The organism is Duganella sp. CT11-25, from assembly GCF_047302815.1.
Lineage (GTDB): Bacteria > Pseudomonadota > Gammaproteobacteria > Burkholderiales > Burkholderiaceae_D > Rugamonas.
In genome coordinates this window covers 5,476,430-5,500,991 of sequence record NZ_JBKBFD010000001.1, presented here as the reverse complement: position 1 = coordinate 5,500,991, position 24,562 = coordinate 5,476,430, and the positions used below count along the sequence as shown (strand labels likewise).

Sequence of the window (24,562 nt, the reverse complement as noted above, 5' to 3'; positions counted from 1 at the left end):
CGCATTCGAATGCGGGTCTTTACGGATTCTGTCTCTTCTTGGTTTGATGTCTATATTAAGGGGGGTTTGGATGTCCGATCTGGGTACCCACGCCAAGCTGGCGCGTCCACACGCGCAACTTCCGGTCAACGTCTATTTCGACGAAGCGCTACTGCAGCGCGAAATGCAGCAATTATTCCAGGCAGGCCCGCGTTACGTCGGCCATGAGCTGATGGTGCCGAACGCCGGCGACTTTGCGACCCTCGTTTCCGAAAACGAAGGGCGCATGCTGGTGCGCAACGCCAACGGCCTCGAACTGCTGTCCAATGTTTGCCGTCATCGCCAGGCCCTGATGTTCAACGGCCGCGGCAACGCCAACAACATCGTCTGCCCGCTGCACCGCTGGACCTACGATCTCAAGGGCGAGTTGATCGGCGCGCCGCACTTCCCCGAGACGCCGTGCCTGAACCTGCCGAAGACCCGGCTGCAAAGCTGGAACGGCCTGCTGTTCGAGCAAAACGGCTACGACGTCATGGAATCGTTGAACAAGCTGTCCGTCACGAAGGACCTGGACTTCTCCGGCTATATGTTCGACCACGCCGTGGTGCAGACCTGCAACTACAACTGGAAGACTTTCATCGAAGTCTACCTGGAGGACTACCACGTCGAGCCCTTCCACCCGGGCCTGGGCGGCTTTGTCAGCTGCGACGACCTGCGCTGGGAATTCGGCCGCGATTACAGCGTGCAGACGGTGGGCGTCAACAAGGGCTTGCTCAAGTCGGGCTCCGAGATCTACCGGCGCTGGCAGGAACAGGTGCTCAAGTTCCGCGGCGGCGAGCCGCCGCCGTATGGCGCGATCTGGCTGACGCTGTATCCGAACATCATGGTCGAGTGGTATCCGCATGTGCTGATCGTCTCGACCCTGTGGCCGGACGGTCCGCAGCGCACCAGGAACGTGGTCGAGTTCTACTACCCCGAGGAGATCGTGCTGTTCGAGCGCGAGTTCATCGAGGCGGAGCGCGCGGCCTACATGGAAACCTGCGCCGAGGACGACGAGATCGCCCTGCGCATGGACGCCGGCCGCAAGGTGCTGATGCAGCGCGGCACCAGCGACGCCGGCCCTTACCAATCGCCGATGGAAGACGGCATGCAGCACTTCCATGAATGGTATAGAGCCAATATCGCGATATAACCTTGAAGGTACGGAATGCAATCACTTTGGATGTTGTTCGCCAGTTTCATGTTCGCCATCATGGGGGTGTGCGTGAAGCTGGCCTCGGAAGAGTTTACAACGTCTGAACTGGTCTTCTACCGCGGCGTGGTCGGCATCCTCGTGCTGGGCATCGCGATCCGCGCGCAAGGCGGCAGCTTCCGCACCACCATGCCCTACGCCCACCTGTGGCGCGGCGTGGTCGGCGTGGTGTCGCTGTGGCTGTGGTTCTACTCGATCAGCAAACTGCCGCTGGCCACCGCCATGACGCTCAACTACATGGCGCCGATCTGGATCGCCGTCTGGCTGTTCGCGATGGGCTGGTGGCACGCCAAGAACCAGGTCAAGTGGCCGCTGCTGGCGGCGGTGGCGCTGAGCTTTGTCGGCGTCACCTTGCTGCTGCAACCGGCCTTCCACGCCAACCTGCTGACGCCGGCGCTGATCGCGCTGTCTTCCAGCATGCTGTCGGCCATGGCCTATCTGCAGGTGCGCAAGCTGGGCCTGGCCGGCGAACCGGAAAACCGCGTGGTGTTTTATTTCGCCGTCATGAACCTGGTGGCCGGCATCGCCGGCAACTACGTGTTTGCCGGCAGCGAAGGCGCGGTCTGGCACCCGATCAACACCACGCACGGCGCCCTGCTGCTGCTCGGCATCGGCATCTGCGCCACCAGCGCGCAGATCGCCATGACGCGCGCCTACCGCCTCGGCAACACGCTGGTCGTGGCCAACCTGCAGTACACCGGCATCGTGTTTTCCAGCGTGTGGGGCGTGTTTATCTTCGGCGACGTGTTCAGCTGGCACAGCTGGGCGGGCATCGGCATCATTCTGGCGTCCGGCGTCGCCGCAACGTTCTACAATACGCGCAACACCGAACGCGGTAAGGCCATTGCCAATACCGATCCGATCGCCAGCGAAGTTTAAGGAACCCGACCATGCACACCACCCTGATCGATGCAGCCACCCTGTCCCGCCACCTGGAAGATCCGAACTGGGTCATCCTCGATTGCCGCCATGATTTGATGAACCCGAACGCGGGCAGCGACAGTTTCGCCATCGGCCATATCGCCGGCGCGCAGTTCGCCAATGTCGATACGGACCTGTCGGGCGCGAAGATCGGGCCGGATGGCAAGTTCCAGGGCCGCCACCCGCTGCCGGGACGCGCGGCGCTGATCGAGACCCTGCGCGGCTGGGGCATCGACGATGACACGCAAGTGGTGGCCTACGATGCGCACGGCGGCATGTTCGCGGCGCGCGTGTGGTGGCTGCTGCGCTGGGTCGGTCATCCGGCGGTGGCGGTGCTGGACGGCGGCCTGGTGGCCTGGCAGGCGCAGGGGCTGGCCATGGTGACGCACGCCGAACGCCGCACGCCGGGCGTGATCGTCGAGCATCCGTCGCTGGTGGAGACCGTGTCGGCCGACGATGTGGTGGCCAACCTATCGACGCAGGCGCGCACCGTGGTCGACGCCCGCGCGGCCGACCGCTATCGCGGCGAGAACGAAACCATCGATCCGGTCGGCGGCCACATTCCGGGCGCCAGGAACCGCTTCTTCAAGGACAACCTGACGGCCGAAGGCCGCTTCAAGAGCGCCGAACAGCTGAAGGCGGACTTCGCGCCGCTGTTCGAGAGCGCGCCGCAAGCCATCATGCAATGCGGCTCCGGCGTCACGGCCTGCCACAACCTGCTGGCCCTGGAAATCGCCGGCCTGCCCGGCGCCGCCCTGTATCCCGGCTCGTGGAGCGAATGGGTCGCCGACCCGGCACGCCCTGTGGCGACCAACTAAGACTTGCGCCGCTGGCGCGCCCGGCGCGTAACCGGCACAGATCCGCAGCCGGGTTGAACGTCACAAGGCTCAGTGGCCGTGCGTGAGGAACAGGACGATGGCGACGCCGGCGGCGACCAGCAGCACTTGCGGGATGGTTTCGCGTAGCGTGGCGCGGCGCTGCATTTGCGGCATCAGGTCGCTGACGGCGATGTAGATGAAGCCCGACGAGGCAAACACCAGCACATACGGAATCAGGCTGCTGGCGCGGTCCAGCGTGTAGTAGCCCAGCAGGCCGCCGGCGATCGCCAGCAAACTGCACAGCAGATTGTAGACATAGGCCCGCGTGCGCGAGAAGCCGGCGTTCAGCAGCACGATGAAGTCGCCGATCTCCTGCGGGATCTCGTGCGCGATGATGGCCAGGCCCGTCACCAGGCCCAGCTCCGGGTTGGCCAGGAAGGCGGCCGCGATCAGGATGCCGTCGGTGAAGTTGTGCATGCCGTCGCCGACCAGGATCATCCAGCCGGCCTTGCCCGCCTCGTGCTTGTCGTGGCCGTGATGGTGATGGTGGCCGTCGCCCTCGTGGTGATGCGAATGGCGCAAGATGGCCAATTTTTCAAGCAGGAAGAAGGCCAGCAATCCCGCCAGCAAGGTCGCGAACAGGCTGCGCGCGCTGGCCGTCGATTCGAACGCCTCGGGCAAGGCATGCAGCAGCGACGTCGAGAGCATGATGCCGACCGACAGGCTGACCATGCGCTCCACGACCTTGGACAGCAGCGTAAACGAGAACACCGCGGCAGCCGTGATGCTGACTACGCCGGCAAGTGTGGTCGCCAGTAATATGGAGATGAGTATGGGATCGATGTTATAGCCTCTTGTACCTGGAGCCGTGCCGCTGCGCAGGCCGGGGGCGTTATTTTACCGCCCAGCCTGCATTCTTGCTCATTTTTGGCTAAAACCAGGTCAAGAGACGCCGTTTTGCTTGAACCACGCCAGTAAACGGCCCCAGCCGTCCTTGGCGTCCGCCTCCACGTAGCTGGCGCGGTAGTCGGCGTGGAAGGCGTGGCCGGAGTTCGGATAAATCACGAAAGTCGACTTGTTCGGCCCCTTGGCCAGCGCCGCCTTCATGATGGTGATCGATTCCTGGGTGATGCCGGTATCCTTCAAGCCGTACAGGCCGAGCACCGGCACCGTCAAAGCGCCAGCGATATCGACCGGGTGCCTGGGAAAGTTGGCGTTGGTCTCCCCGATCAGGCGGCCGTACCAAGCCACGCCGGCCTTGATGGACGGATTGTGCGCCGAGTACAGCCAGGTGATGCGGCCGCCCCAGCAGAAGCCGGTGATGGCGATCTTGTCCGGGTTGCCGCCGTTGGCCTTGGCCCAGGCCACCACGGCGTCGAGGTCGGTCATCACCTGCGCATCCGGCGTGTTGGCGATGATGCCCTTCTGCAGCTCGGCGATCGAGGCCACCTTGGTCGGGTCGCCCTGGCGCACGAACAGGTCCGGCGCCAGCGCCAGGTAGCCCAGCTTGGCGAAGCGGCGGGCGACGTCGGCGATGTGCTCGTGCACGCCGAAGATTTCGGAAATCACCAGCACCACCGGCAGGTTGCTCTTGCCTTCCGGCTGCGCGCGGTACACCGGCACGGCCTGGCCGTCGACGGTGACCGTGATGGTGCCGGCGGTCAGGCCGGCGCTGTCGGTCTTGATCACGTTCTGCGCCGCCACCGGCGTCACGGCGGCGGCAAAGCCGGTGCCCAGCGCCACCTTGAGGAAGTCGCGGCGGTCGATACCGTCCGACAGCGACGTTTTAGCCAGCAAACTCTCCGCATCCCGTTTCAAATCATCCATGCGCTTCCTCCGATAGTGGAAAACCGTCATTCCCGCGTGCGCGGGAGCGACGGAGGTTAATGTTTGCGGCAGCACATGCTCAATGCGCCTCGTCCCAGTTTTTGCCGACGCCCACCTCCGCCGTCAGCGGCACCTTCAACTGCGCCACGCCCGCCATCAACTCCGGCAGCTTTTGCTTGACCAGCTCCAGCTCGGCGTCCGGCACCTCCAGCACCAGTTCGTCGTGCACCTGCATGATCATCCTGGTTTGCAGCTGGTCCCTCTCCAGCCAGCCCTGCACCGCCACCATCGCCAGCTTGATCAGGTCGGCCGCCGTGCCCTGCATCGGCGCGTTGATCGCCGCGCGCTCGGCGCCCTGGCGGCGCGGGCCGTTCGGCGAATTGATCTCCGGCAGCCACAGGCGGCGGCCGAACACCGTCTCCACATAGCCGCGCGCCTTGGCCTGCAGGCGGGTGTCGTCCATGTACTGCTTGACGCCCGAGAAGCGCGCGAAGTAGCGGTCGATATAGCTTTGCGCCGCGCCGCGCTCGATGCCCAGGTTGCCGGCCAGGCCGAAGGCGCTCATGCCGTAGATCAGGCCGAAGTTGATCACCTTGGCGTAGCGGCGCTGCTCGCTGCTGACCTCTTCCGGTCCCACGCCGAAGATCTCGGCGGCGGTGGCGCGGTGAATGTCGACGCCTTCGGCAAACGCGCGCAGCATGTTCTCGTCTTCCGAGATGTGGGCCATGATGCGCAGTTCGATCTGCGAATAGTCGGCCGAGACGATGTGGCTGCCCGGCGGCGCGATGAACGCCTCGCGGATGCGGCGGCCCTCCTTGGTGCGGATCGGGATGTTCTGCAGGTTGGGATCGTTGGACGCCAGGCGCCCCGTCACCGCCACCGCCTGCGCATAGTTGGTGTGCACGCGGCCGGTCTGCTGGTTGATCCCCTTCGGCAGCTTGTCGGTGTAGGTCGACTTCAGCTTGGACAGGCTGCGGTATTCCAGCAGCACCTTCGGCAGCGGATAATCCTCGGCCAGCTTTTGCAGCACCTCTTCGTCGGTGGACGGCGCGCCGCTCGGGGTCTTCTTCACCACCGGCAGTTTCAGCTTCTCGAAGAAGATCTCGCCGATCTGCTTCGGCGAGCCGAGGTTGAACGGCTGCTCGGCCAGTTCATGCGCCTTGGCTTCCAGTTCGACGATGCGCGCGCCCAGCTCGGCCGACTGAATCTCCAGCAGATTGGCGTCGATGCGCACGCCGTTGCGCTCGATCTTCTGCAGCACCACGGCGGTCGGCAGTTCGATGTTGCGGTAGATGTAGCTCAGCTTGGCGTCGTTCTCGACCGAGGCTATCATCGCCTGGTGCAGGCGCAGCGTGATGTCGGCGTCTTCCGCCGCGTACTCGGTGGCGCGGCCGATTTCCACCTTGTCGAAGGTGATCATGCTGGCGCCCTTGCCGCAGACGTCGACGAACGGGATGGTCGTGTGGTTCAGGTGGCGCAGCGCCAGGCTGTCCATGTCGTGCGGACGGTGCGATTCAAACACATACGATTCCAGCAGCGTGTCGTGGTGGATGCCCTGCAGGCTGACGCCGTGGTTGGCGAAGATGTGGCTGTCGTACTTGAGGTTCTGGCCGACCTTGAGCTTGGCCGCGTCTTCCAGCCACGGCTTCAGCCTGGCCAGCACGTGCTCGCGCTCCAGCTGCTGCGGCGCGCCCTGGTACGAGTGGGCCACCGGGATGTAGCAGGCCACGCCCGGCTCGACCGACAGCGAGAGGCCGACCATCTGCGCCGTCATCGGCTCCAGCGAGGTCGTTTCGGTATCGACGGCGGTCAGCGAGGCCGCATCGATCAGCGCGAGCCACTTGTCCAGCTGCGCGTCGGTGAGCACGGTTTCATAGTGGGTGCTGAGCTTGGCCGGTTCGCCGAACAGATCGCCGTTGGCGGAGACCGCCCCGCCGGCGGCAGGCTCGGCAACGGCGGCCTTGGCCGCCACCGGCGCCTGCGGCGTGCCCAGCTCGCGCAGCAGCGTCTTGAAGCCGTACTTGCCGAAGAAGGCCAGCAGCGTGTCCTTGTCCTCGCCGCGCGCGACCAGCGATTCGCCGATCGACACCATGTGGCCCGTCAGGTCGCAGTCCAGCTTGACGGTGATCAGCTCGCGGCCTTTCGGCAGCCATTCCAGCGCGCTGCGCAGGTTCTCGCCGACCGCGCCGGTGATCTTGTCCGCGTTGGCGATCACGCCGTCCAGCGAGTCGTACTGGGTCAGCCATTTGAGCGCCGTCTTCGGGCCGCACTTGGACACGCCCGGCACATTGTCGACGGTGTCGCCGATCAGGGTCAGGTAATCGATGATGCGGTTGGGCGGCACGCCGAACTTGGCCAGCACGCCGGCCTCGTCCATTTTTTCGTTGGTCATGGTGTTGATCAGCATGACCTGCGGATTGACCAGCTGCGCCAGGTCCTTGTCGCCGGTCGAGACCACCACGTTCATGCCGGCCTTGGCCGCGTCGAGCGACAGCGTGCCGATGACGTCGTCGGCCTCGACGCCGTCGACCATCAGGATGGGCCAGCCCATCGCCTTGACCGCTTCGTGGATCGGCTCGATCTGCAGGCGCAGGTCGTCCGGCATCGAGGCGCGGGTGGCCTTGTATTCGGGATACATATCATCGCGGAAAGTCTTGCCCTTGGCGTCGAACACGCAGGCGATGTAGGCGGCCGGGTAATCCGCGCGCAGGCGGCGCAACATATTGACCATGCCGTGCATGGCGCCGGTCGGATGGCCGTCCGGGCTGCGCAGGTCGGGCAGTGCGTGGAAGGCGCGGTACAGGTAGCTGGAGCCGTCTACTAACAACAGGGTATTTTGCATAGGAACTAGATAAGGGTGAGGTGCGCCGATAACAATGTCGGCATTGCCACGAATGGCGCATTATCGCAGGTTTTGGCCCCGCGTCCGCCCGCCATGGCCGCATTTCCAGAATGGCAACAATCGATATTCACTGTTGGGAAACGGTCTTTTAAAAACAGCGAAGCGTGTCTGTTTGTTACAATGGATCATACATAAAAATTCTACGGTTACTTACCTGCTAAGGCGATCCATCATGACGCGTATTTCCACTCTCTGGCCAGCCCTCCTCCTGACGCTTTCCGCCCACACCGCGTTTGCGCAGTCGACCCCGAGCCAGGCCCCGCCAAAACTGGAAAAGATAGAAGAAATCGCCGACGATCCGATCACCGTCACGGCCAAGCCTACGCAGGAAAGCAAAATCACGGAAAAACGTGACAACAGCGGCAACGTCACCGAAGCGACCGTCAAAAGCGGTCCAAGCACCTACACCCTGAAGCCCAATCGCCCGGTCGGCACCTCCGTGCCCGGCGACGCCATGAGCGGCAACAACCGCGGCCCGCAATGGACGGTGATGGAATTCGACATCGGCAAGAAAAAGAAAACCACCAAGGAAGAAGACGGTTCGCCGGACAACACCGCGCCGCCCGCCGTTAAATAACAAGCATGCCTGCCCCGTGGCAGGCCCCCACGGCGCGCGCCTGAAGGCGGCGCCGGTTCACCGAACCCATCAAGTTTTCACATGGCAGTGTTTACCCCGGTCACCCTGGACGATGTCACCCAGTGGATCAAGCAATTTCCCCTCGGCCAAGCGCTGGCGCTCAAAGGCATCAGCTCCGGCATCGAGAACAGCAACTTCTTCCTGACGACCGAACGCGGCGAGTTCGTGCTGACGATCTTCGAGAACCTGTCCTTCGAGCAGTTGCCGTTTTATCTCAACCTGATGCGCCATCTCGCCGACCGCGGCGTGCTGGTGCCGGCGCCGGTCGCCAACGACCAGGGCGAACTGATCGTCGCCCTGCACGGCAAGCCGGCCGCCATCGTCAGCAAGCTGAACGGCAGTTCGCAGATGGCGCCGCGGCCGGTGCATTGCGCCGAAGTGGGCGCCATGCTGGCGCGCATGCATCTGGCGGGGCAAGACTACGCGCTGGTGCAGCCCAACCTGCGCGGCCTGGACTGGTGGAACGAAACCACGCCGCAAGTGCTGCCCTTCCTTTCTGACGACAAGGCCCACCTGCTGAAGGCGGAGATGCATTTCCAGGAAGCGTTTGCCGGTTGCGACACCTACAAGCAGCTGCAAGCCGGCCCGGTGCATGCCGACCTGTTCCGCAACAACGTGATGTTCGACGGCGAGCGCCTGACCGGCTTCTTCGATTTTTACTTCGCCGGCTGCGACACTTGGCTGTTCGACGTCGCCGTCACCGTCAACGACTGGTGCATCGACCTCGACACCGGCGTGCTGGACACGGCCCGCGTGCGCGCCATGCTGGATGCCTACCACGCCGTGCGGCCGTTCACGCAAGCCGAGCAGACCGCATGGCAGCCGATGCTGCGCGCCGGCGCGCTGCGCTTCTGGCTGTCGCGCCTGTACGATTTCTATCTGCCGCGCGCAGCCGAGATGCTGACGCCGCACGATCCGACCCACTTCGAGCGCATCCTGCGCGAGCGCATCGCCACGCCGGCGCCGGAGCTGTTCTGATGGATAAGCTTCCCGCACGCGCAGGCTGGCACTGGATCAAGCAGGGCTGGATGCTGTTCCGCAAACAGCCGGGCGCGCTGATGGCGCTGTTCTTCGCCTGCATGTTCGCCTCGATGTTCGTATTGCTGGTGCCGGTGCTGGGCCAGATCCTGTGGTGCGTGCTGATGCCGCTGTTCTCGATCGCCCTGCTGCAAGGTTGCGCGGAAATCGACCAGGGCCGGCGCGCGCTGCCCAACCTGCTGCTGGCCGGTTTTCAAAAACCCATGCGCAAGCAGCTGCTGGGCCTTGGCGCATTGAATTTCCTGCTGATGGCGCTGGCGATGCTGGTGATCTATGCGATGGCGGGCGACGCCCTGGACGTCGTGCGGGAGGCGCAAACGCCGGGCGCGGTCAAGCCGGAGAACGTCGAGGGCCTGCTCGGCGGCGTGCTGACCGGGTCGGCGATCTACACGGCGGGCTGGATGCTGACATCCATGGCGGCGCCGCTGATTTTTTGGCAGAAGATGGCGCTGAACAAAGCGGTGTTCTTCAGCGTCGTCGCCGTGCTGCGCGCGATCAAGGCGTTTGTCAGCGCGCTGCTGATCCAGCACGTGCTGTATTTCATCGGCGTCCAGATCATCGTGCTGATCCTGGGCGTCTCGCAAATCGGCATCGCGGCCATCTTCACGCTGTTCCTGATCACGCTGGTGCTGGTGCATTGCACGCTGTACGCCGCCTACTGCCAGCTCTTCGGCCCGCCGCAGACGGCTGCGCCTGCGGCGGTCGATCTCAACAAGCCGCAATAAGCGCTAGCGGCCCAGCCGCTCGAGCTTGGCGATGCTCAGGTCCAGCACCTTCATGCCGGCGCTGCCGAAATTGATCTGGGCGCGCGCGTTGCTGCCGCTGCCCTCGATATTCACAATCACGCCCTCGCCGAACTTGCCGTGCGCGACCGACTCGCCGATGCGCCAGCCGGCGCCCGGCGCCTTTTGCGCGATCTTCTGCGCGATCGCGTTGTCGGAGCCGACCAGCGGCGCCTGATCCCAGGCCGACTTCTTGTTGCCCGACCAGTGCGACTGCACCTTCGGCGACAGCCACTTCAGCGACTCCTCCGGCAATTCATCGAAGAAGCGCGACTTCATGTTGTAGCGGGTCTGGCCGTGCAGCATGCGGGTCTGCGCGAAGCACATGTACAGGCGCTGGCGCGCGCGCGTGATCGCCACGTACATCAGGCGGCGCTCCTCCTCCACGCCGTCGTGCTCGCGCGAGCTGCTCTCGTGCGGGAACAAGCCCTCTTCCAGGCCGGTGATGAAGACGTTGTTGAACTCCAGCCCCTTGGCCGAGTGCACCGTCATCATCTGCACCGCCTGCTGGCCGGCGGTGGCCTGGTTGTCGCCCGCTTCCAGCGAAGCGTGCGACAGGAAGGCCGACAGCGGCGACATCACGGTGGCCAGCGGCGCATCGGCGTCGATGATCTCGAAGCCGTCCTCGTTGACGACCGGTACGCCGGACTGCGCCTGCGACTGCGGCCCCAGATGCGCGGGCGCGCCCTGGCCGAAGCCTTCTTCCGACACGAACTGGGTGGCCGCGCTGACCATCTGCTCCAGGTTCTCGATGCGGTCGGCGCCTTCTTTCTCGGTTTGGTAGTGGGCCAGCAGGCCGCTGGCCTCCAGCACCACGCGCACCAGCTCCGGCAAGGCCATCTGCTGCGTTTCAAAGCGCGCGCCTTCGACCAGCTTGACGAAGCCGCCCAGCGAGGAACCGGCTTTGCCCGCCACATACGGCACGGAGGCGTACAGCGAAATGCGGTGCTGGTCGGCGGCCGCCTGCAGCGCCTCGATCGAGCGCAGGCCGATGCCGCGCGTCGGGAAATTCACCACGCGCAGGAAGGCCGAATCGTTGTGCGGATTGTCCATCAGCTGCAAATAGGCGATCGCGTGCTTGACCTCGGCGCGCTGGAAGTAGCGCAGGCCGCCGTACACGTGGTACGGAATGCCGGCCGAGAACAGCGCATGCTCGATCACGCGCGACTGCGCGTTGGAACGGTACAGTACCGCGATCTCGCTGCGGGCGGCGCCGTCGGCGATCAGGTTCTTGGTCTCCTCGATGATCCACTGCGCCTCGGCCAGGTCGGAACTGGCCTCGTACACGCGCACCGGTTCGCCGTGACCGGCGTCGGTGCGCAGGTTCTTGCCCAGGCGCTTGCTGTTGTTGGCGATCAGCACGTTGGCGGCGTCCAGGATGTGGCCGTGCGAGCGGTAGTTCTGCTCCAGCTTGATCAGGTTCTTGACATTGAACTCGCGCTCGAAGGCGCTCATGTTGCCGACGTTGGCGCCGCGGAAGGCGTAGATGCTCTGGTCGTCGTCGCCGACCGCGAACAGCACGCCGCCGCCGCGTTCGCCGTGGCCGGCCAGCAGCTTCAGCCACTTGTATTGCAGGTCATTGGTATCCTGGAACTCGTCGACCAGGATGTGCTGGAAGCGCTGCTGGTAATGTTCGCGCAGCGGCTGGTTGCGGCTCAGCAGTTCATAGGTGCGCAGCAGCAGCTCGGCGAAATCCACCACGCCTTCGCGCTGGCATTGATCGTCGTACATCTGGTACAGCTCGCACTTCTTGCGCTCGTCGGCGTTGTAGGGCTCGATCTTGTCGGCGCGCAGGCCCTGGTCCTTGGCGCCGTTGATGAAGTACATCACCTCTTTCGGCGGAAACTTCTCGTCGTCGACGTTGTTCGCCTTCAGCAGCCGCTTGATCGCCGACAGCTGGTCTTGCGAATCGAGGATCTGGAACGTCTGCGGCAGCGCCGCGTCGCGATGGTGGGTGCGCAGCAAGCGGTTGCACAGGCCGTGGAACGTGCCGATCCACATGCCGCGCGTATTGATCGGCAACATCGCCGACAAACGCGTCAGCATTTCCTTCGCCGCCTTGTTGGTAAAGGTCACCGCCAGGATGCCGGACGGCGACACCTGGCCGGTCTGGATCAGCCAGGCGATACGGGTAGTCAGTACGCGGGTTTTGCCGGAGCCGGCGCCTGCGAGAATCAGGGCGCTCTGGGCCGGCAGGGTCACGGCAGCGAGTTGTTCGTCGTTGAGGTTATGAAGAAGATTTTGCATCCCGTGATTATACCGGCAGAACCTCCGGAAACTCCGGGGTCAGGTCCAGAACGAGGACACGGGCTGATCTGTAGCGAGGTAAAAGTTGAGCTCGTGTCCGGGTTCTGGACCTGACCCCGGATTTTAGGCGGACGGGGCTGGTGCCGGGGCGGGGGTGGCTTTGCCGTTCTTGACCGCTTCGCGGATCAGCGCTTTCAGCGTGACTTCGGCTTCGCGGCTGGCTTTGGCTTGCTCGCGGCCCAGTTCTTCCATGCGCTTGCCCAGTTCGGCCATCGGCTTGCCGGCTTCGGCCATTTCGCGGCCCAGCGCGCGCATCGGTTCCTGCGCCTGCTGGATCTTCACGCCTTGCGCGGCGATCTCGCGGCTGAGCTGCGCCATCTGCTTGCTCAGCGGCGCCATTTCCGCTTGCAGCGCTGCCTGCTGCTCGCGGAATTTGCGCATTTTCTCCGGACTCGGGTCGCTTTCGACGTCACGTGCGGCCCGCTCCATCCGGCGGCCTATGGCTTCCTGCTGGCGCCCCAGTTGCTCAACCTGGCGATGCTGACGCTCCATTTCGCGCGTTGGGCCATTTGCGGCGTCGCGGGACTTGGCATCCATCCGCGCGCCGATGGCGTCCATGACCTTGCCGTGGCCATCCATTTTCTTGCCCTGCTCGTCCATCACCTTGCTGATGCGGTTGGACGGCTCCCAGGCTTCGCTGGCCTTGGCCACAATCGCGGGATCCTGGATCACATAGGCCTTGTCGCCTTCGCGGAACCAGATGAAATCGCTCTTGAAGGCCTGGCGCATATCGGCGATGACGCCCAGATCCTTGTGCGTGGCGGAAACGATCATGCGGTCGCTGTCATGCGGAACCAGCGCGTAGGTCAGGCCCGGATCGCGGTCGCTCATGGTCATCTGCTGGTACTGTATGGTACGGGCGCCCGGCTTCAATACCAGTTGGGGCGCAGCAGGCGCCGCTGGAGGAGCCGGCGCCACCAGCGCCGGCAGCGCAGGTACAGCGACCGGTGCGGGCAGCGCGGCGATTGCGGGAACTGCGGCAGGGGCCGGCCGCGCAGCCCGTGCCGGGACAGCGGCGGGGGCGACCGGCGCGGGCGGAGCCTTCGGCGCCGGCCGGGCTGCTGGCGCTGGCGGCGCTGGCGGGGGAGCCGGCGCTACCAGCGCGGGAGGCTCAGGCGGCTCGGCGGCCTCCACCACCGCAGGTGGCGCAGGCGGTTCGGGAACGGCCGGCGGCTGCGGCGCGGCGTGGGCGTAAAACACGGCGCCGGCGGCGCACAGGCCGATCAGCGGCAAGGCCATCTTCCAACTGACCGGTTCAACATCGGGACGCAGCAGGCGTTTGATACGAGACATGAGATTTCCTCCATGAGCCGCGTGGGCTAGTTGTGTGGTGGCGAACTGGAATCGATCCAGTTCCGACAGGGCTTGCGCCAGCTTTTGCGGCTGGCCCAGCGTGGCGACTGCCAGGTCGTCGGCGATTTGTTCCCGCTCGATCCGTATCCTGCGCGACAAGGCCCAAACACTAGGGTGATAGAACAGCACGATCTCGATCGCGCTTTGTATGAGGTTGACCAGGTAGTCCTGGCGCTTGATGTGCGCCAGTTCATGCGCCAGCAACGCTTCCAGCAGATCGGGCGGCATGCCGGTGACCAGCGCGGCCGGCACCAGCACGATGGGCTTCCAGCAGCCGGCGGTGATCGGGCTGTCGAGCCGTTCGGCCACGCCCAGCCGCACATGCGCATCGATGCCGAAGCGGCGCGCCAGCTCGGACAAGCGGCGCTGCCAATAGTGATTGACGGTGTATTCGCCGGGACGGGTGTGCTCGGCCACCCACTTGAGGCCGATCGCCAGCCGCAGCGACATCAGCGCGGCGCCTGCCAGCCACAGGCCGACGATCCAGGGCAGTTGGCGGCGCAGGACGCTCTCCGCGGCGGCGAGGGTGCCGTCGTCGAACAACGCCGGGATGGTCATGATGGCCGCGCCCTGGACGGCGCCGGCGGCGCTCAGCCCGGCGGCGGCGGCGCCCTGCCCGGCAGCCGGGACCGAGGCGGCGAGCGCGGCGCCGGCATCGGCGCCGGCCAGGTGCATCAGGATGCTGGTCAGCGGCAGCGCCGCACACAGCAGCATGCCGCCGCAGGCGACGGCGTAGCGGGTCTGCGGGCGGGCGCCGCGCAGCAGATACATCGCCAGCGTCACGCCCCAGCCTATCAGCAGGCCTTGCCAGATGAAGTGCAGCAGCGCCCAGCCGATGGCGGGCACCAAAGCCGGCAGCATGCTACCCATGAGCGCCTGCCGGCTGTGAATTCGTGTTGATGCGTGGTTGTTTCATGCCGCACTCCCAGTTGATGGATGTAGAATAAATTATCTAGATTGCGATGTCTAGAACTTTTTTTCTACATTCATGCTTCGGCAGCGATCATCTTAATGCGCGCGCTTGGCGCTGATGGTCACGACCGGCATCTTCACGCCGTCGACTACCGCCATCTTGACCGAGCCGGAATCGATGGCCGGGGTGGCGCGCACTTCGGCGCTGGCGTAGCCGGTGGCGCACAGGATGACGGCGCTGGCAACGAAGATGATTTCCATGTTTTTCAGTACGTTCATGATGTTTCTCCTTCAGTGGTGAGCCTTGCTTCGATGACTCCACTGTAGACAAACATGCCGCCGGGTGCCTGCGGATTGCGACGAAATGCAGCTTTGGCGGAGCAAGGCGCACATCGTCGCGACGGAACGTCAGTAGATCACGACCGAGCGGATCGACTCGCCGCTCTTCATCAGGTCGAAGCCCTGGTTGATGTCTTCCAGCTTCAGGCGGTGGGTGATCAGGTCGTCGATATTGAGCTTGCCCTCCATATACCAGTCGACGATCTTCGGCACGTCGGTGCGGCCGCGCGCGCCACCGAAGGCGGAACCCTTCCACACCCGGCCGGTGACCAGCTGGAACGGCCGGGTGGAGATCTCCTGCCCCGCCGCCGCCACGCCGATGATGATCGACTGGCCCCAGCCCTTGTGGCAGCACTCCAGCGACTGGCGCATGGTGGTGGTGTTGCCGATGCACTCGAACGAGTAGTCGGCGCCGCCGTCGGTCAGCTGGATGATGGTGTCGACCACGTTGTCCACTTCGTTCGGATTGATGAAGTGGGTCATGCCGAACTTGCGCGCCATCTCCTGGCGGGCCGGGTTGATGTCGACGCCGATGATCTTGTCGGCGCCCACCATCCTGGCGGCCTGGATCACGTTCAGGCCGATGCCGCCCAGGCCGAACACGACCACGTTGGCGCCCGCTTCCACCTTGGCGGTGAACAGCACCGCGCCGACGCCGGTGGTGACGCCGCAACCGATGTAGCACACCTTGTCGAACGGCGCGTCTTCGCGGATCCTGGCCAGCGCGATTTCCGGCACCACGATGTAGTTCGAGAAGGTCGACGTGCCCATGTAGTGGTAGATCGGCTTGCCGTCGATGGAGAAGCGGCTGGTGGCATCCGGCATCAGGCCGCGGCCCTGGGTCGAGCGGATCGACTGGCACAGGTTGGTCTTTTGCGACAGGCAGAACTTGCACTGGCGGCACTCCGGCGTGTACAGCGGAATGACGTGGTCGTCCTTCTTCAGCGACTTGACGCCGGGGCCGACGTCGACCACCACGCCCGCGCCCTCATGGCCGAGGATGGCCGGGAAGATGCCTTCCGGATCGGCGCCGGACAGGGTGTAGTAATCGGTGTGGCAAATGCCGGTGGCCTTGATCTCGACCAGCACTTCGCCTTCGCGCGGACCGCCCAGCTCGACTTCCTCGATCGTCAGCGGCTTGCCCGCCTGCCATGCAATGGCTGCTTTGGTTTTCATTGTTCGTCCTCTGGCTGCATTGTTCGGGAGTACCGGAACGGCGTGCCGTTCCGGTGGTCCCCCATGATAACAAGCCGGGGACGATCTGTGGTGCCGCCCAGGCTATTGCGGCTCGGCCGGCATGCCCGGCCCGATGGCCAGCAGCTCGGACACCGTGCGCCACAGCTGGCGCGGCGAGGTCCATGGCTTGGGCAGGAAGGCGCTGCCGGCCTGGTGATGCTCGGGATGGCGCGCCGAATACACCAGCACACGGGCGCCGGCGTGCCGCTGGCGCAGGTGCGGCAGCAGGTCGGCGCCGTCGCCGTCGGGCAGGTCCGGGTCCAGCACCACCAGCGCGAACTGCTCGTTCTGCAGCAGCGCCAGCGCCGCGGCCATGGTCGGAACGTGGGTCACCTGGGTTTCGGGCACCAGCAGCGCGGCCAGCACCAGGGCGGCGTCGTGGTCGCTATCGACATGCAGCACCCGCGGCGCGGCCGCGAAAATGGAAAAGCCGATGGCGCCGCCGCCTTCCTGATCGGTGAAAGGACGATAGGTGTCGCTCGCAAAATCGTTGGTCATGATGGTCTCCGCAAACAAAACAAGGTCGGCGGAGTTGGGCCGAAGGAATCGGGGATGGCGCAGGGAACAGGCGGCCAAGGCGGCGGCAAGTGCAGGTTGGAGGCCTTGCCGCACTATCGGGCGGGGGAATAACGTAGATCCGCCGCCGATAGGTAGAAGTGTATAACAAAAATGCCGTTAGACAAGAAAAATTGCTTGCCGCGTTTACTTTTTCAGACGCTGGCTGAAGGCGGCATGCAAACTATTCAATGTTTCCTCGGCCGCCAGCAACTGGTCGGCCACTTCATTGACCTTGCGCCGGTTGGAGCGGGCATGGTCGCGCAGCACCTCGAAGGCGGTGTTGCGGTCGGTCTGGAATTTACACATCAGCAGGCCGACGGCCAGGCTGGTTTCGCGGCCGGCGGCCAGCGCCGCATTCAGGTTCAGCTCGGTACGGCGCAGCTGGCGGATCTCGTCGGCGCGCGCCAGGCCGGCGGCGAACGCGGGCATCAGGTGCTTTTCGTCGACCGGCTTGACCAGGAAGCCGACCGCGCCATAGGAGGCGGCCTGCTTGCCGGCGTCGGCGTCGCCGCGGCCGGACAGGAACATGAACGGCACGGAGCTGGTGGCATGCAGTTGCTTGGCCAGTTCCAGGCCGTTCATGCCGGGCATGTGGATATCCAGCAGGGCCAGGTCGGGTTCGCGCTGGGCGATGAACTGCAGGGCTTGTTCCGCCGATGCGGCTTTGAGCACGTCGTAACCGGCGTGGCCGAGGACTTCACCGAGGAAGTCGAGCAGCAGTTGATCGTCGTCGACGATAAGAATCAGGCGCTTCGGGCTGGAAGATACGCTCATGGGGGCTGCAACCTTTGGCTATTGCTAACGCCCCAATTATAAGACGGAAAAGCATCCGCGCTTCAAGCGTTTTCTTGACCCGTAAAAAGCGCGGCGAACCGGCCGACCGCCGCCGCGACGCTTTCGGCTTGATAGACACTGCTGATGGCCGCCACCATGTCCGCCCCGCGCGCCACCAGCGGCGCGGCGTTTTCCGGCGTCATGCCGCCGATCACCACGTTCGGCACGCGGATCAGCTCGCGTGCCTGGTCGAGGATGTCCAGCTGGGTCGTCACCGCGTATTGCTTGACCCGCGACGGATAGAAACCGCCGAAGGCGACGTAGCTGGCGCCGGCCGCCTGCGCATCGAGCGCGCGCGGCAAGTCGCCGTAGCAGGAGGCGCCGATGATCTTGTCAGGCCCGAGCAGCGCGCGCACCTGCGCCACCTCGGCGTCGGTGCCGCCGAGGTGGACGCCGTCGGCGCCGGTTTGCACGCACAGCTTGACGTAGTCGTTGACGATGAACGGCACGCCGTAGCGCCGGCACAGCGCCAGCAGCGCGCCGGCCTGTTCCTCGCGCAGCGCCGGGCCGGCTTCCTTGTGACGGTATTGCAGCATGGCGATGCCTCCGGGACCGGACGGGGCGGCGGCCAGCGCCTGCTCGCTCAGGTCCAGCAGGCGGGCGGTGTCGTCCCAGTTGGGGGTGACCAGGTAAAGTCCTTGCATGATGCGTTCCTTTAAAAAGGTTAGCGCAGCGGGATGCGTTGTCCCGGTGCGACGGTGTAGGCGTCGCGCAACGCGACGTAGACATAGTGCTGCGCCTGTTCCAGCGCGACAGCGGTCGGCAGGCCCAAGGCCAGCTGGCCGGCGATGGCCGAAGCCAGCGTGCAGCCGCTGCCGTGGAAGGCGCCGTCCAGCCGCGTCCAGTTCCAGCTGCGCTGGCCGGGCTGCCGGGCGTCCGCGCCCGGCCCGAACCAGCGGTTGACGACTGCCTCGCCATCGCCGTGGCCGCCGGTGATCAGCACGTGGCGGCAGCCGCGCGCCAGCAAGGCTTGCGCCTGCGGGGCCGCTTGCGTGGCGTCGCTGAGCGCCTGCGCCTCCGGTCCGTTCGGCGTCAGCACCGTCGTCAACGGCAGCAAGGGCGCCAGGGCCTGCGCCGCGTCGTCGCGCGACAGCAGGTCGCCGTGGCCGCTGGCCAGCACCGGATCCAGCACCACCGGCAGCTCCGGCCGGCGCAGGCGCAGCCGCGCGATCAGCTCGGCGATCGCCAGCGCGTTGGCGGCGCTGCCGGTGATGCCGATCTTGACGGCGCCGATCTCCATCTTCTCGATCAGCGCCTGCGCCTGGCGCAGCAGCATGCCGGGATCGACCGGCTGCACGCCGTAGACGCGGTCGTTGTCCTGCACCGTCAGCGCGGTGGCGACGGTGAGCGCATGCGCGCCCTGCGCCGCCACCGCCTGCGCATCGGCCACGATGCCGGCGCCGCCGGACGGATCGAGCCCGGCGAACACCAGCACGCATGGCCGCCGCACCGGAGCGGCGCCGGTCATGCCAGCCGGCCCGCCATCGGCGACGATGGCGACGCCGCGAACTTGCGGGCGATGCGGCCGGCCAGGTAGGCCTCGCGGCCGGCCTGCACGCCGAGCTTCATGGCGCGCGCCATGCGCACCGGATCCCGCGCGCCGGCGATGGCGGTGTTCATCAGCACGCCGTCGCAGCCCAGTTCCATGGCGATGGCGGCGTCGGACGCGGTGCCCACGCCGGCGTCGACCAGCACCGGCACCTTGGCCTGGTCGATGATCAGCGACAGGTTCCACGGATTGAGGATGCCCATGCCGGAGCCGATCAGCGACGCCAGCGGCATCACGGCGACGCAGCCGATGTCTTCCAGGATCTTGGCCTGGATCGGATCGTCGCTGCAGTAGACCATGACGTCGAAGCCGTCCTTGACCAGCGCCTCGGCGGCGACCAGCGTTTCCGGCATGTGCGGGAACAAGGTCCGCTCGTCGCCCAGCACTTCCAGCTTGACCAGCTTGTGGCCGTTCAAGAGTTCGCGCGCCATCTGCAGCGTGTAGATCGCATCCTTGGCGTTGTAGCAGCCGGCCGTGTTGGGCAGGATGGTGTATTGCGACGGCGGCAGCACGTCCAGCAGGCTGGGCGCCTTCGGATCCTGGCCGATGTTGACGCGGCGGATCGCCACGGTGATGATTTCCGCCCCGGCGGCGTCGGTCGCCTCGCGGGTCTGCTGCAGGTCCTTGTACTTGCCGCTGCCGACCAGCAGCCGCGATGCGTAGGCCTTGCCTGCGATAGTCAAAACGTCTTGATTGCTCATGTTGGCTCCTTGTTGCGTTTTTGCCGATTAACCGCCGCCGATGGCGCGCACGATATCCACTTTGTCCAGCGGCTGCAGCTCGCGCCGCGGCCACTGCTGGCGCGGCACCACCGAGCGGTTGACCGCCAGCGCCAGCGCCTGCCCCGTCAGCGACAGCGCGTCCACCAGTTGATCCAGCGTTTGCCGCGGCGGCACCTGGTGCGGCGCGCCGTTCAATTCAATGCTGATCATGCCGGCCTCACAGCTTGCGATACAGCTCGGCGCCGTTCTTGATGAACTCCACCGCCTTGACCTGCATGCCCTGCTGCAGCGCCGCGCCGTCGGACATGCCGTTGGCCGCCGCATACTCGCGCACCTCCTGGGTGATCTTCATCGAGCAGAAATGCGGTCCGCACATCGAGCAGAAGTGCGCCACCTTGGCCGAATCCTTGGGCAAGGTCTCGTCGTGGAATTCGCGCGCCTTGTCGGGATCGAGGCCGATGTTGAACTGGTCGTCCCAGCGGAACTCGAAGCGCGCCTTGGACAGCGCGTTGTCGCGGATCTGCGCGCCCGGATGGCCCTTGGCCAGGTCGGCCGCGTGGGCGGCGATCTTGTAGGTGATGATGCCGTCCTTGACGTCGTTCTTGTCGGGCAGGCCGAGGTGTTCCTTCGGCGTCACGTAGCACAGCATGGCCGTGCCGTACCAGCCGATCTGCGCGGCGCCGATGCCGGAGGTGATGTGGTCGTAGCCCGGCGCGATATCGGTGGTCAACGGGCCCAGCGTGTAGAACGGCGCCTCGTGGCACTGCTCCAGCTGCAGGTCCATGTTCTCCTTGATCAGCTGCATCGGCACGTGGCCGGGGCCTTCGATCATCACCTGCACGTCGTGCTTCCAGGCGATCTGGGTCAGCTCGCCCAGCGTTTTCAGCTCGCCCAGTTGCGCCTCGTCGTTGGCGTCGTAGATCGAGCCGGGACGCAGGCCGTCGCCCAGCGAGAACGAGACGTCGTAGGCCTTCATGATCTGGCAGATCTCCTCGAAGTGCGTGTACAGGAAGGATTCCTTGTGATGCGCCAGGCACCACTTGGCCATGATGGAACCGCCGCGCGAGACGATGCCGGTGAGGCGCTTGGCCGTCATCGGCACGTAGCGCAGCAGCACGCCGGCGTGGATGGTGAAGTAGTCGACGCCCTGCTCCGCCTGCTCGATCAGCGTGTCGCGGTAGATTTCCCAGGTCAGGTCCTCGGCCTTGCCGTTGACCTTTTCCAGCGCCTGGTAAATCGGCACGGTGCCGATCGGTACCGGGCTGTTGCGGATGATCCACTCGCGGGTTTCGTGGATATGCTTGCCGGTCGACAAGTCCATGACGTTGTCGCCGCCCCAGCGGATGGCCCAGGTCATCTTCTCGACTTCTTCGCCGATCGACGAGGTCACGGCCGAGTTGCCGATGTTGGCGTTGATCTTCACGAGGAAGTTGCGGCCGATGATCATCGGTTCGATTTCCGGGTGGTTGATGTTGGCCGGGATGATGGCGCGGCCGCGGGCGATTTCCTCGCGCACGAATTCCGGCGTGATGGTGGCCGGGATGCTGGCGCCGAACGATTGGCCCGGATGCTGGCGGCCCATCAGGTCGGCCAGGCGCTGGCCCATCGGGCCGGAGTTCTTCAGGTTTTCCAGGTATTCCTGGCGGCGCAGGTTTTCGCGGATCGCCACGAACTCCATCTCGGGCGTGATGATGCCCTGGCGCGCATAGTGCATCTGCGTCACGTTCTTGCCGTCGCGGGCGCGGCGCGGCTTGCGGTGCAGGTTGAAGCGCAGCTCGGCCAGGGCCGGATCGGCCAGGCGCGCCTGGCCGTATTCGGAGGTCGGACCGTCCAGTTCCTCGGTGTCGTCGCGTTCCAGTATCCACGGCAGGCGCGGCGTGGCGGCCAGGCCGGAGCGGATGTCGATCGTCGCGTCCGGGTCGGTGTACGGGCCCGAGGTGTCGTAGACGTAGATCGGCGGATTGGCCTCGAAGCCGAACGATGCGGGCGTATCGGCTTGCGTGATTTCACGCATCGGCACACGGATATCGGGGCGGCTGCCTTCGACGTAGACCTTGCGGGAATTGGGTAAGGGTTGGACCGCTGCCTCATCCACGGTGGCGGTGGCGGACAGGAATTTCGGGTTGGCGTTCATTTTGGCTCCTTTGTTGGCTACAGGAGCCAGCAAAGGAGGTTGGATAACACCGTGCCTGAAGATGGATTGGCGGCGGCGATATCCTAAGCTTCCCTTCGCTGGCATTATCCAGATCAGGTTCGGAGGGTATTTCTCACCCGCGCATCGCATTGCGATTTGCAGGACCCCTAGCGTTTGCCACCTTGCGGCAGCCGGACGATTATAACCTTGCCTCTCATTTTTACCAACTGATTCCGCTCCCCCCTACAAAAAGCATATTCCCAAGTGGAAAACACGTAAGATGGGCCGTATGGAAGAACGCAAGGGAAGACGATATTGTTCACACTAGCATCTGCAGCTATGGAATTGAGGCGAGGACAACTGCAACGTCGGGCTGCAGTCCGTATTGCATTGGTTCTGCTGCCGCACCTGGCGTTGCTGTGGATGGCCACTCGCCCGGTGCCTCGCCTTGTGGCGCCCGACAATCGGGTCTGGGTACAGCTGGCGCATTCCAAGCCGCCGCCGATGTCGCTTCACAAAAATCCTGTGTCTGAACCTGTCCGCGCACCACAACTGGATGCTGCGGGCCGGGTATCACCGCGCGCGACGGAGCCGCCGGTGGCATCGCCTTCTTCGGTCGCGCCAGGCATTCAGGCTCCACAGATGCAGACACCCGAAAGTCCCGAGGAGCGAGCGCTACTTGGGGACGCAGCGATAACGAAAAAGGCGGAAAGCACACCGCCAGCTGACTCAATGCAACAAGCGCTGAAAGCAGTTGGCGCAATTGACCGCCAATTACGCGCCGAGCATCGACAGGAATTTTCCGCCCCTCCCGACACACCTCGTGCGCGTTTGAGCCGCGGGCTGGAGGCGGCGCATGCGGCAGTGAAACCAAAGTGGTTCCAGGCAGCGCGTACCGAGCTGATTAGCGCACCCAATGATCCAAGGCGCATCTACCGGGTCACAACGGCGATGGGCGAGCACTGTTTGTATTTCCCCGACAAGGGCAGCATTTCCGCCAATAGCGACCCCAGGTCGGGCTTGGCTGGCTTCGGCCAACCGACGGTGTCGTCGTGCCCGATACCGTTTTAAAACGTCGATTGCTTCTTTTCGCGACCGATGGATGGAGGTACAGTCGTTAGCGCCCGTTGCGCCATTCCATTTTTTGTACCTGGATTTCGGGGTGGCTGGCGAGCGGCTCCCACTCCGGCAGGAAGACGAAACCCTGCCTCCGATAGAACGCGGCCGCCCTGGCGTTTTCCGGCGCCACGTCCAGCACGATACGCGTGTGCCCCTGTGCGGCGGCGCAGGCCTTGATCGCTTCCACCAGCCGCGCGGCGCCGCCGCTTCCCCGGTACTCCGGTTTGACCCACATGGCGATCAGGTTGTATTCGGCTGTTGCCGCGCTGGTGCCGCCGCCGATCATGCCTACAGCGACGCCATCCACGAACGCCAGCAGGAATTCGATGCGGCCGCCGGCGGCGCGCTCGCGCCATTGCGCGTCGCTTTGGCCGGCGGCGGTGGCATAGCTCACGCCGAAGGCGGTTGGCGCGTCAAGCAGCGCGGCCAAGCGGATCTCCTTGAGGACGGCCCAGTCGTCCGCCGCTGTGGCTCGTATCTCCATCTTAATCCTTGAACTCGGGCGCGGACTTGCTCATGCCGGCCATCATTGCCGCTTGCAAATCGGCGGACAACAACATGGCGGCATTCCACGTCGCGTTGTAATTGAGGCCGTCGGCCACCGTGTGATCGCGCGCGTAGGTGATCATTTCCTTGACGCCGCGGATCGCCAGCGGCGCCTTGGCGGCGATCGTCGCGGCGATCTCGCGCACACCGGCGCGCAAGGCTTCCGGCGACGCGAACACGCGGTTGACCAGGCGCATCTCTTTCGCCTCGGCCGCGTCGACCTTGCGCGCGGTGTAGGCCAGCTCGCGCGCCATGCCCTCGCCGATCAGCTTGGGCAGGCGCTGCAGCGTGCCGACGTCGGCGGTCATGCCGATATCGATTTCCTTGATGGTGAACCAGGCGTCGGCCGAGCAATAACGCATGTCGGCGCAGCAGATCAGGTCGATGCCGCCGCCGACGCAAGCGCCGTGCACGGCGGCCAGCACCGGCTTGCGGCAGCGCTCCAGGCTGGTCAGCGTGTCCTGCAGGTCGAGGATGATGCGGCGCAGGTTTTCGCGCGTGCGGCCGTCGCAATCGTTCTGGATCTGCGCGCCCAGGCCCATCATCATCTGCAGGTCGATGCCGGCGGTGAAGGCCTTGCCCTCCCCTTCCAGGATCGCCACCCGGATCTCCGGCGTCGCATCGATGTACTGGAAAGCGCTGCGGATATCGTTCCACATCGCCAGATTCATGGCGTTCAGCTTGTCCGGGCGGTTCAGGCGCACGGTGGCGATGCGGTCGTCCACGCTGACGGTCACGGTTTCAAAGTCGGGCATTGCTGTCTCCTTGGTGCAAAATTAGTATTTTGACACTGCCGC

General features: G+C 64.9%; 23 protein-coding genes and 1 riboswitch. Of the genes, 7 read left to right on the top strand and 16 right to left on the bottom strand.

Features of this window, described 5'->3' with window-relative positions; translation table 11 throughout:
- Positions 1-70 precede the first annotated feature (70 nt).
- From ACEN9F_RS23745 to ACEN9F_RS23735, 3 genes are read left to right on the top strand one after another with little or no spacing between them, the layout of a single operon-like run.
- The gene (locus ACEN9F_RS23745) at positions 71-1,171 is read left to right on the top strand and encodes an aromatic ring-hydroxylating oxygenase subunit alpha (protein ID WP_413423927.1); all 1,101 of its coding nucleotides are present in this window, start codon (positions 71-73) and stop codon (positions 1,169-1,171) included.
- 15 nt (positions 1,172-1,186) lie between these two features.
- Positions 1,187-2,110 carry a DMT family transporter gene (locus ACEN9F_RS23740; protein WP_413423925.1) on the top strand — a complete coding sequence of 308 codons (924 nt, stop codon included), beginning with the start codon at positions 1,187-1,189 and terminating at the stop codon, positions 2,108-2,110.
- Between the two features lie 11 nt (positions 2,111-2,121).
- A complete protein-coding gene (locus tag ACEN9F_RS23735; RefSeq protein ID WP_413423923.1) occupies positions 2,122-2,970 on the top strand; it encodes a sulfurtransferase in 849 nt (282 codons plus the stop codon).
- Between the two features lie 69 nt (positions 2,971-3,039).
- Here the strand turns inward: ACEN9F_RS23735 and ACEN9F_RS23730 are convergent, their stop codons facing one another.
- From ACEN9F_RS23730 to polA, 3 genes are all read right to left on the bottom strand, one after another.
- A complete protein-coding gene (locus ACEN9F_RS23730; protein WP_413427161.1) occupies positions 3,040-3,798 on the bottom strand; it encodes a ZIP family metal transporter in 759 nt (252 codons plus the stop codon).
- Positions 3,799-3,912: 114 nt separating this feature from the next.
- The gene (locus ACEN9F_RS23725; protein WP_413423921.1) at positions 3,913-4,797 is read right to left on the bottom strand and encodes a dienelactone hydrolase family protein; all 885 of its coding nucleotides are present in this window, start codon (positions 4,795-4,797) and stop codon (positions 3,913-3,915) included.
- A gap of 79 nt (positions 4,798-4,876) precedes the next feature.
- On the bottom strand, positions 4,877-7,639 hold the full coding sequence (gene polA, locus ACEN9F_RS23720) for a DNA polymerase I (protein ID WP_413423919.1): 2,763 nt from the start codon (positions 7,637-7,639) through the stop codon (positions 4,877-4,879).
- A 232-nt stretch (positions 7,640-7,871) separates the two neighbouring features.
- Here polA and ACEN9F_RS23715 point away from each other — a divergent pair, with 232 nt between their 5' ends.
- The 3 genes from ACEN9F_RS23715 (at position 7,872) to ACEN9F_RS23705 (ending at position 10,099) form a co-directional block, all read left to right on the top strand.
- The gene (locus tag ACEN9F_RS23715; RefSeq protein WP_413423917.1) at positions 7,872-8,276 is read left to right on the top strand and encodes a hypothetical protein; all 405 of its coding nucleotides are present in this window, start codon (positions 7,872-7,874) and stop codon (positions 8,274-8,276) included.
- An 81-nt stretch (positions 8,277-8,357) separates the two neighbouring features.
- A complete protein-coding gene (locus tag ACEN9F_RS23710; RefSeq protein WP_413423915.1) occupies positions 8,358-9,314 on the top strand; it encodes a homoserine kinase in 957 nt (318 codons plus the stop codon).
- Positions 9,314-10,099 (top strand): BPSS1780 family membrane protein, encoded by a 786-nt coding sequence (locus tag ACEN9F_RS23705; protein WP_413423913.1) that lies wholly within the window; start codon positions 9,314-9,316, stop codon positions 10,097-10,099. Before ACEN9F_RS23710 ends, ACEN9F_RS23705 begins: the two co-directional genes overlap by 1 nt.
- Before the next feature lie 3 nt (positions 10,100-10,102).
- On the opposite strand, the gene ACEN9F_RS23700 is transcribed toward ACEN9F_RS23705, so the two are convergent.
- From ACEN9F_RS23700 to thiC, 11 genes are all read right to left on the bottom strand, one after another.
- Positions 10,103-12,403, bottom strand: coding sequence for a UvrD-helicase domain-containing protein (locus ACEN9F_RS23700; protein WP_413423911.1), 2,301 nt, complete (start codon positions 12,401-12,403; stop codon positions 10,103-10,105).
- 123 nt (positions 12,404-12,526) lie between these two features.
- Positions 12,527-14,686 (bottom strand): M56 family metallopeptidase, encoded by a 2,160-nt coding sequence (locus ACEN9F_RS23695; protein WP_413423909.1) that lies wholly within the window; start codon positions 14,684-14,686, stop codon positions 12,527-12,529.
- Between the two features lie 138 nt (positions 14,687-14,824).
- Positions 14,825-15,007: a hypothetical protein gene (locus ACEN9F_RS23690; protein WP_413423907.1), complete on the bottom strand. Its 183-nt coding sequence runs from the start codon at positions 15,005-15,007 to the stop codon at positions 14,825-14,827.
- Positions 15,008-15,136: 129 nt separating this feature from the next.
- On the bottom strand, positions 15,137-16,243 hold the full coding sequence (locus tag ACEN9F_RS23685; protein WP_413423905.1) for an S-(hydroxymethyl)glutathione dehydrogenase/class III alcohol dehydrogenase: 1,107 nt from the start codon (positions 16,241-16,243) through the stop codon (positions 15,137-15,139).
- 102 nt (positions 16,244-16,345) lie between these two features.
- Positions 16,346-16,801: a response regulator gene (locus tag ACEN9F_RS23680; RefSeq protein WP_413423904.1), complete on the bottom strand. Its 456-nt coding sequence runs from the start codon at positions 16,799-16,801 to the stop codon at positions 16,346-16,348.
- Positions 16,802-17,005: 204 nt separating this feature from the next.
- Positions 17,006-17,635: an ANTAR domain-containing response regulator gene (locus ACEN9F_RS23675; RefSeq protein WP_413423902.1), complete on the bottom strand. Its 630-nt coding sequence runs from the start codon at positions 17,633-17,635 to the stop codon at positions 17,006-17,008.
- A gap of 62 nt (positions 17,636-17,697) precedes the next feature.
- Positions 17,698-18,339 (bottom strand): thiamine phosphate synthase, encoded by a 642-nt coding sequence (gene thiE, locus ACEN9F_RS23670; RefSeq protein WP_413423900.1) that lies wholly within the window; start codon positions 18,337-18,339, stop codon positions 17,698-17,700.
- Positions 18,340-18,359: 20 nt separating this feature from the next.
- Entirely contained in the window at positions 18,360-19,163 is an 804-nt protein-coding gene (gene thiD, locus ACEN9F_RS23665) for a bifunctional hydroxymethylpyrimidine kinase/phosphomethylpyrimidine kinase (protein WP_413423898.1), read from the bottom strand.
- Entirely contained in the window at positions 19,160-19,945 is a 786-nt protein-coding gene (locus tag ACEN9F_RS23660; protein WP_413423896.1) for a thiazole synthase, read from the bottom strand. The genes thiD and ACEN9F_RS23660 overlap by 4 nt, the downstream gene beginning before the upstream one ends.
- A 27-nt stretch (positions 19,946-19,972) precedes the next feature.
- A complete protein-coding gene (gene thiS, locus ACEN9F_RS23655; RefSeq protein WP_413423895.1) occupies positions 19,973-20,176 on the bottom strand; it encodes a sulfur carrier protein ThiS in 204 nt (67 codons plus the stop codon).
- 7 nt (positions 20,177-20,183) lie between these two features.
- Positions 20,184-22,100: a phosphomethylpyrimidine synthase ThiC gene (gene thiC / locus ACEN9F_RS23650; protein WP_413423893.1), complete on the bottom strand. Its 1,917-nt coding sequence runs from the start codon at positions 22,098-22,100 to the stop codon at positions 20,184-20,186.
- Between the two features lie 73 nt (positions 22,101-22,173).
- Positions 22,174-22,279: riboswitch (TPP riboswitch) on the bottom strand.
- Between the two features lie 553 nt (positions 22,280-22,832).
- On the opposite strand from thiC, the gene ACEN9F_RS23645 reads away from it, so the two are divergent.
- The gene (locus ACEN9F_RS23645; protein ID WP_413423891.1) at positions 22,833-23,171 is read left to right on the top strand and encodes a hypothetical protein; all 339 of its coding nucleotides are present in this window, start codon (positions 22,833-22,835) and stop codon (positions 23,169-23,171) included.
- 46 nt (positions 23,172-23,217) lie between these two features.
- On the opposite strand, the gene ACEN9F_RS23640 is transcribed toward ACEN9F_RS23645, so the two are convergent.
- Together ACEN9F_RS23640 and ACEN9F_RS23635 are read right to left on the bottom strand one after the other, a co-directional pair.
- Positions 23,218-23,703 (bottom strand): N-acetyltransferase family protein, encoded by a 486-nt coding sequence (locus tag ACEN9F_RS23640; protein WP_413423889.1) that lies wholly within the window; start codon positions 23,701-23,703, stop codon positions 23,218-23,220.
- A 1-nt stretch (position 23,704) separates the two neighbouring features.
- Complete coding sequence (locus ACEN9F_RS23635) at positions 23,705-24,520, bottom strand: crotonase/enoyl-CoA hydratase family protein (protein ID WP_413423887.1); 816 nt, start codon at positions 24,518-24,520, stop codon at positions 23,705-23,707.
- Positions 24,521-24,562 lie beyond the last annotated feature (42 nt).

What these genes read in the sequence shown, in the direction of transcription:
- thiD (WP_413423898.1), bottom strand. Translation starts at nt 19,163, where the DNA reads ATGACCGGCGCCGCTCCGGTGCGGCGGCCATGCGTGCTGGTGTTCGCC.
- ACEN9F_RS23640 (WP_413423889.1), bottom strand. Translation starts at nt 23,703, where the DNA reads ATGGAGATACGAGCCACAGCGGCGGACGACTGGGCCGTCCTCAAGGAG.
- thiS (WP_413423895.1), bottom strand. Translation starts at nt 20,176, where the DNA reads ATGATCAGCATTGAATTGAACGGCGCGCCGCACCAGGTGCCGCCGCGG.
- ACEN9F_RS23690 (WP_413423907.1), bottom strand. Translation starts at nt 15,007, where the DNA reads ATGAACGTACTGAAAAACATGGAAATCATCTTCGTTGCCAGCGCCGTC.
- thiC (WP_413423893.1), bottom strand. Translation starts at nt 22,100, where the DNA reads ATGAACGCCAACCCGAAATTCCTGTCCGCCACCGCCACCGTGGATGAG.
- ACEN9F_RS23725 (WP_413423921.1), bottom strand. Translation starts at nt 4,797, where the DNA reads ATGGATGATTTGAAACGGGATGCGGAGAGTTTGCTGGCTAAAACGTCG.
- ACEN9F_RS23745 (WP_413423927.1), top strand. Translation starts at nt 71, where the DNA reads ATGTCCGATCTGGGTACCCACGCCAAGCTGGCGCGTCCACACGCGCAA.
- ACEN9F_RS23695 (WP_413423909.1), bottom strand. Translation starts at nt 14,686, where the DNA reads ATGGGTAGCATGCTGCCGGCTTTGGTGCCCGCCATCGGCTGGGCGCTG.
- ACEN9F_RS23735 (WP_413423923.1), top strand. Translation starts at nt 2,122, where the DNA reads ATGCACACCACCCTGATCGATGCAGCCACCCTGTCCCGCCACCTGGAA.
- ACEN9F_RS23740 (WP_413423925.1), top strand. Translation starts at nt 1,187, where the DNA reads ATGCAATCACTTTGGATGTTGTTCGCCAGTTTCATGTTCGCCATCATG.
- ACEN9F_RS23660 (WP_413423896.1), bottom strand. Translation starts at nt 19,945, where the DNA reads ATGAGCAATCAAGACGTTTTGACTATCGCAGGCAAGGCCTACGCATCG.
- ACEN9F_RS23700 (WP_413423911.1), bottom strand. Translation starts at nt 12,403, where the DNA reads ATGCAAAATCTTCTTCATAACCTCAACGACGAACAACTCGCTGCCGTG.
- polA (WP_413423919.1), bottom strand. Translation starts at nt 7,639, where the DNA reads ATGCAAAATACCCTGTTGTTAGTAGACGGCTCCAGCTACCTGTACCGC.
- ACEN9F_RS23680 (WP_413423904.1), bottom strand. Translation starts at nt 16,801, where the DNA reads ATGACCAACGATTTTGCGAGCGACACCTATCGTCCTTTCACCGATCAG.
- ACEN9F_RS23685 (WP_413423905.1), bottom strand. Translation starts at nt 16,243, where the DNA reads ATGAAAACCAAAGCAGCCATTGCATGGCAGGCGGGCAAGCCGCTGACG.
- ACEN9F_RS23645 (WP_413423891.1), top strand. Translation starts at nt 22,833, where the DNA reads ATGCAACAAGCGCTGAAAGCAGTTGGCGCAATTGACCGCCAATTACGC.
- ACEN9F_RS23710 (WP_413423915.1), top strand. Translation starts at nt 8,358, where the DNA reads ATGGCAGTGTTTACCCCGGTCACCCTGGACGATGTCACCCAGTGGATC.
- ACEN9F_RS23635 (WP_413423887.1), bottom strand. Translation starts at nt 24,520, where the DNA reads ATGCCCGACTTTGAAACCGTGACCGTCAGCGTGGACGACCGCATCGCC.
- ACEN9F_RS23705 (WP_413423913.1), top strand. Translation starts at nt 9,314, where the DNA reads ATGGATAAGCTTCCCGCACGCGCAGGCTGGCACTGGATCAAGCAGGGC.
- ACEN9F_RS23675 (WP_413423902.1), bottom strand. Translation starts at nt 17,635, where the DNA reads ATGAGCGTATCTTCCAGCCCGAAGCGCCTGATTCTTATCGTCGACGAC.
- thiE (WP_413423900.1), bottom strand. Translation starts at nt 18,339, where the DNA reads ATGCAAGGACTTTACCTGGTCACCCCCAACTGGGACGACACCGCCCGC.
- ACEN9F_RS23715 (WP_413423917.1), top strand. Translation starts at nt 7,872, where the DNA reads ATGACGCGTATTTCCACTCTCTGGCCAGCCCTCCTCCTGACGCTTTCC.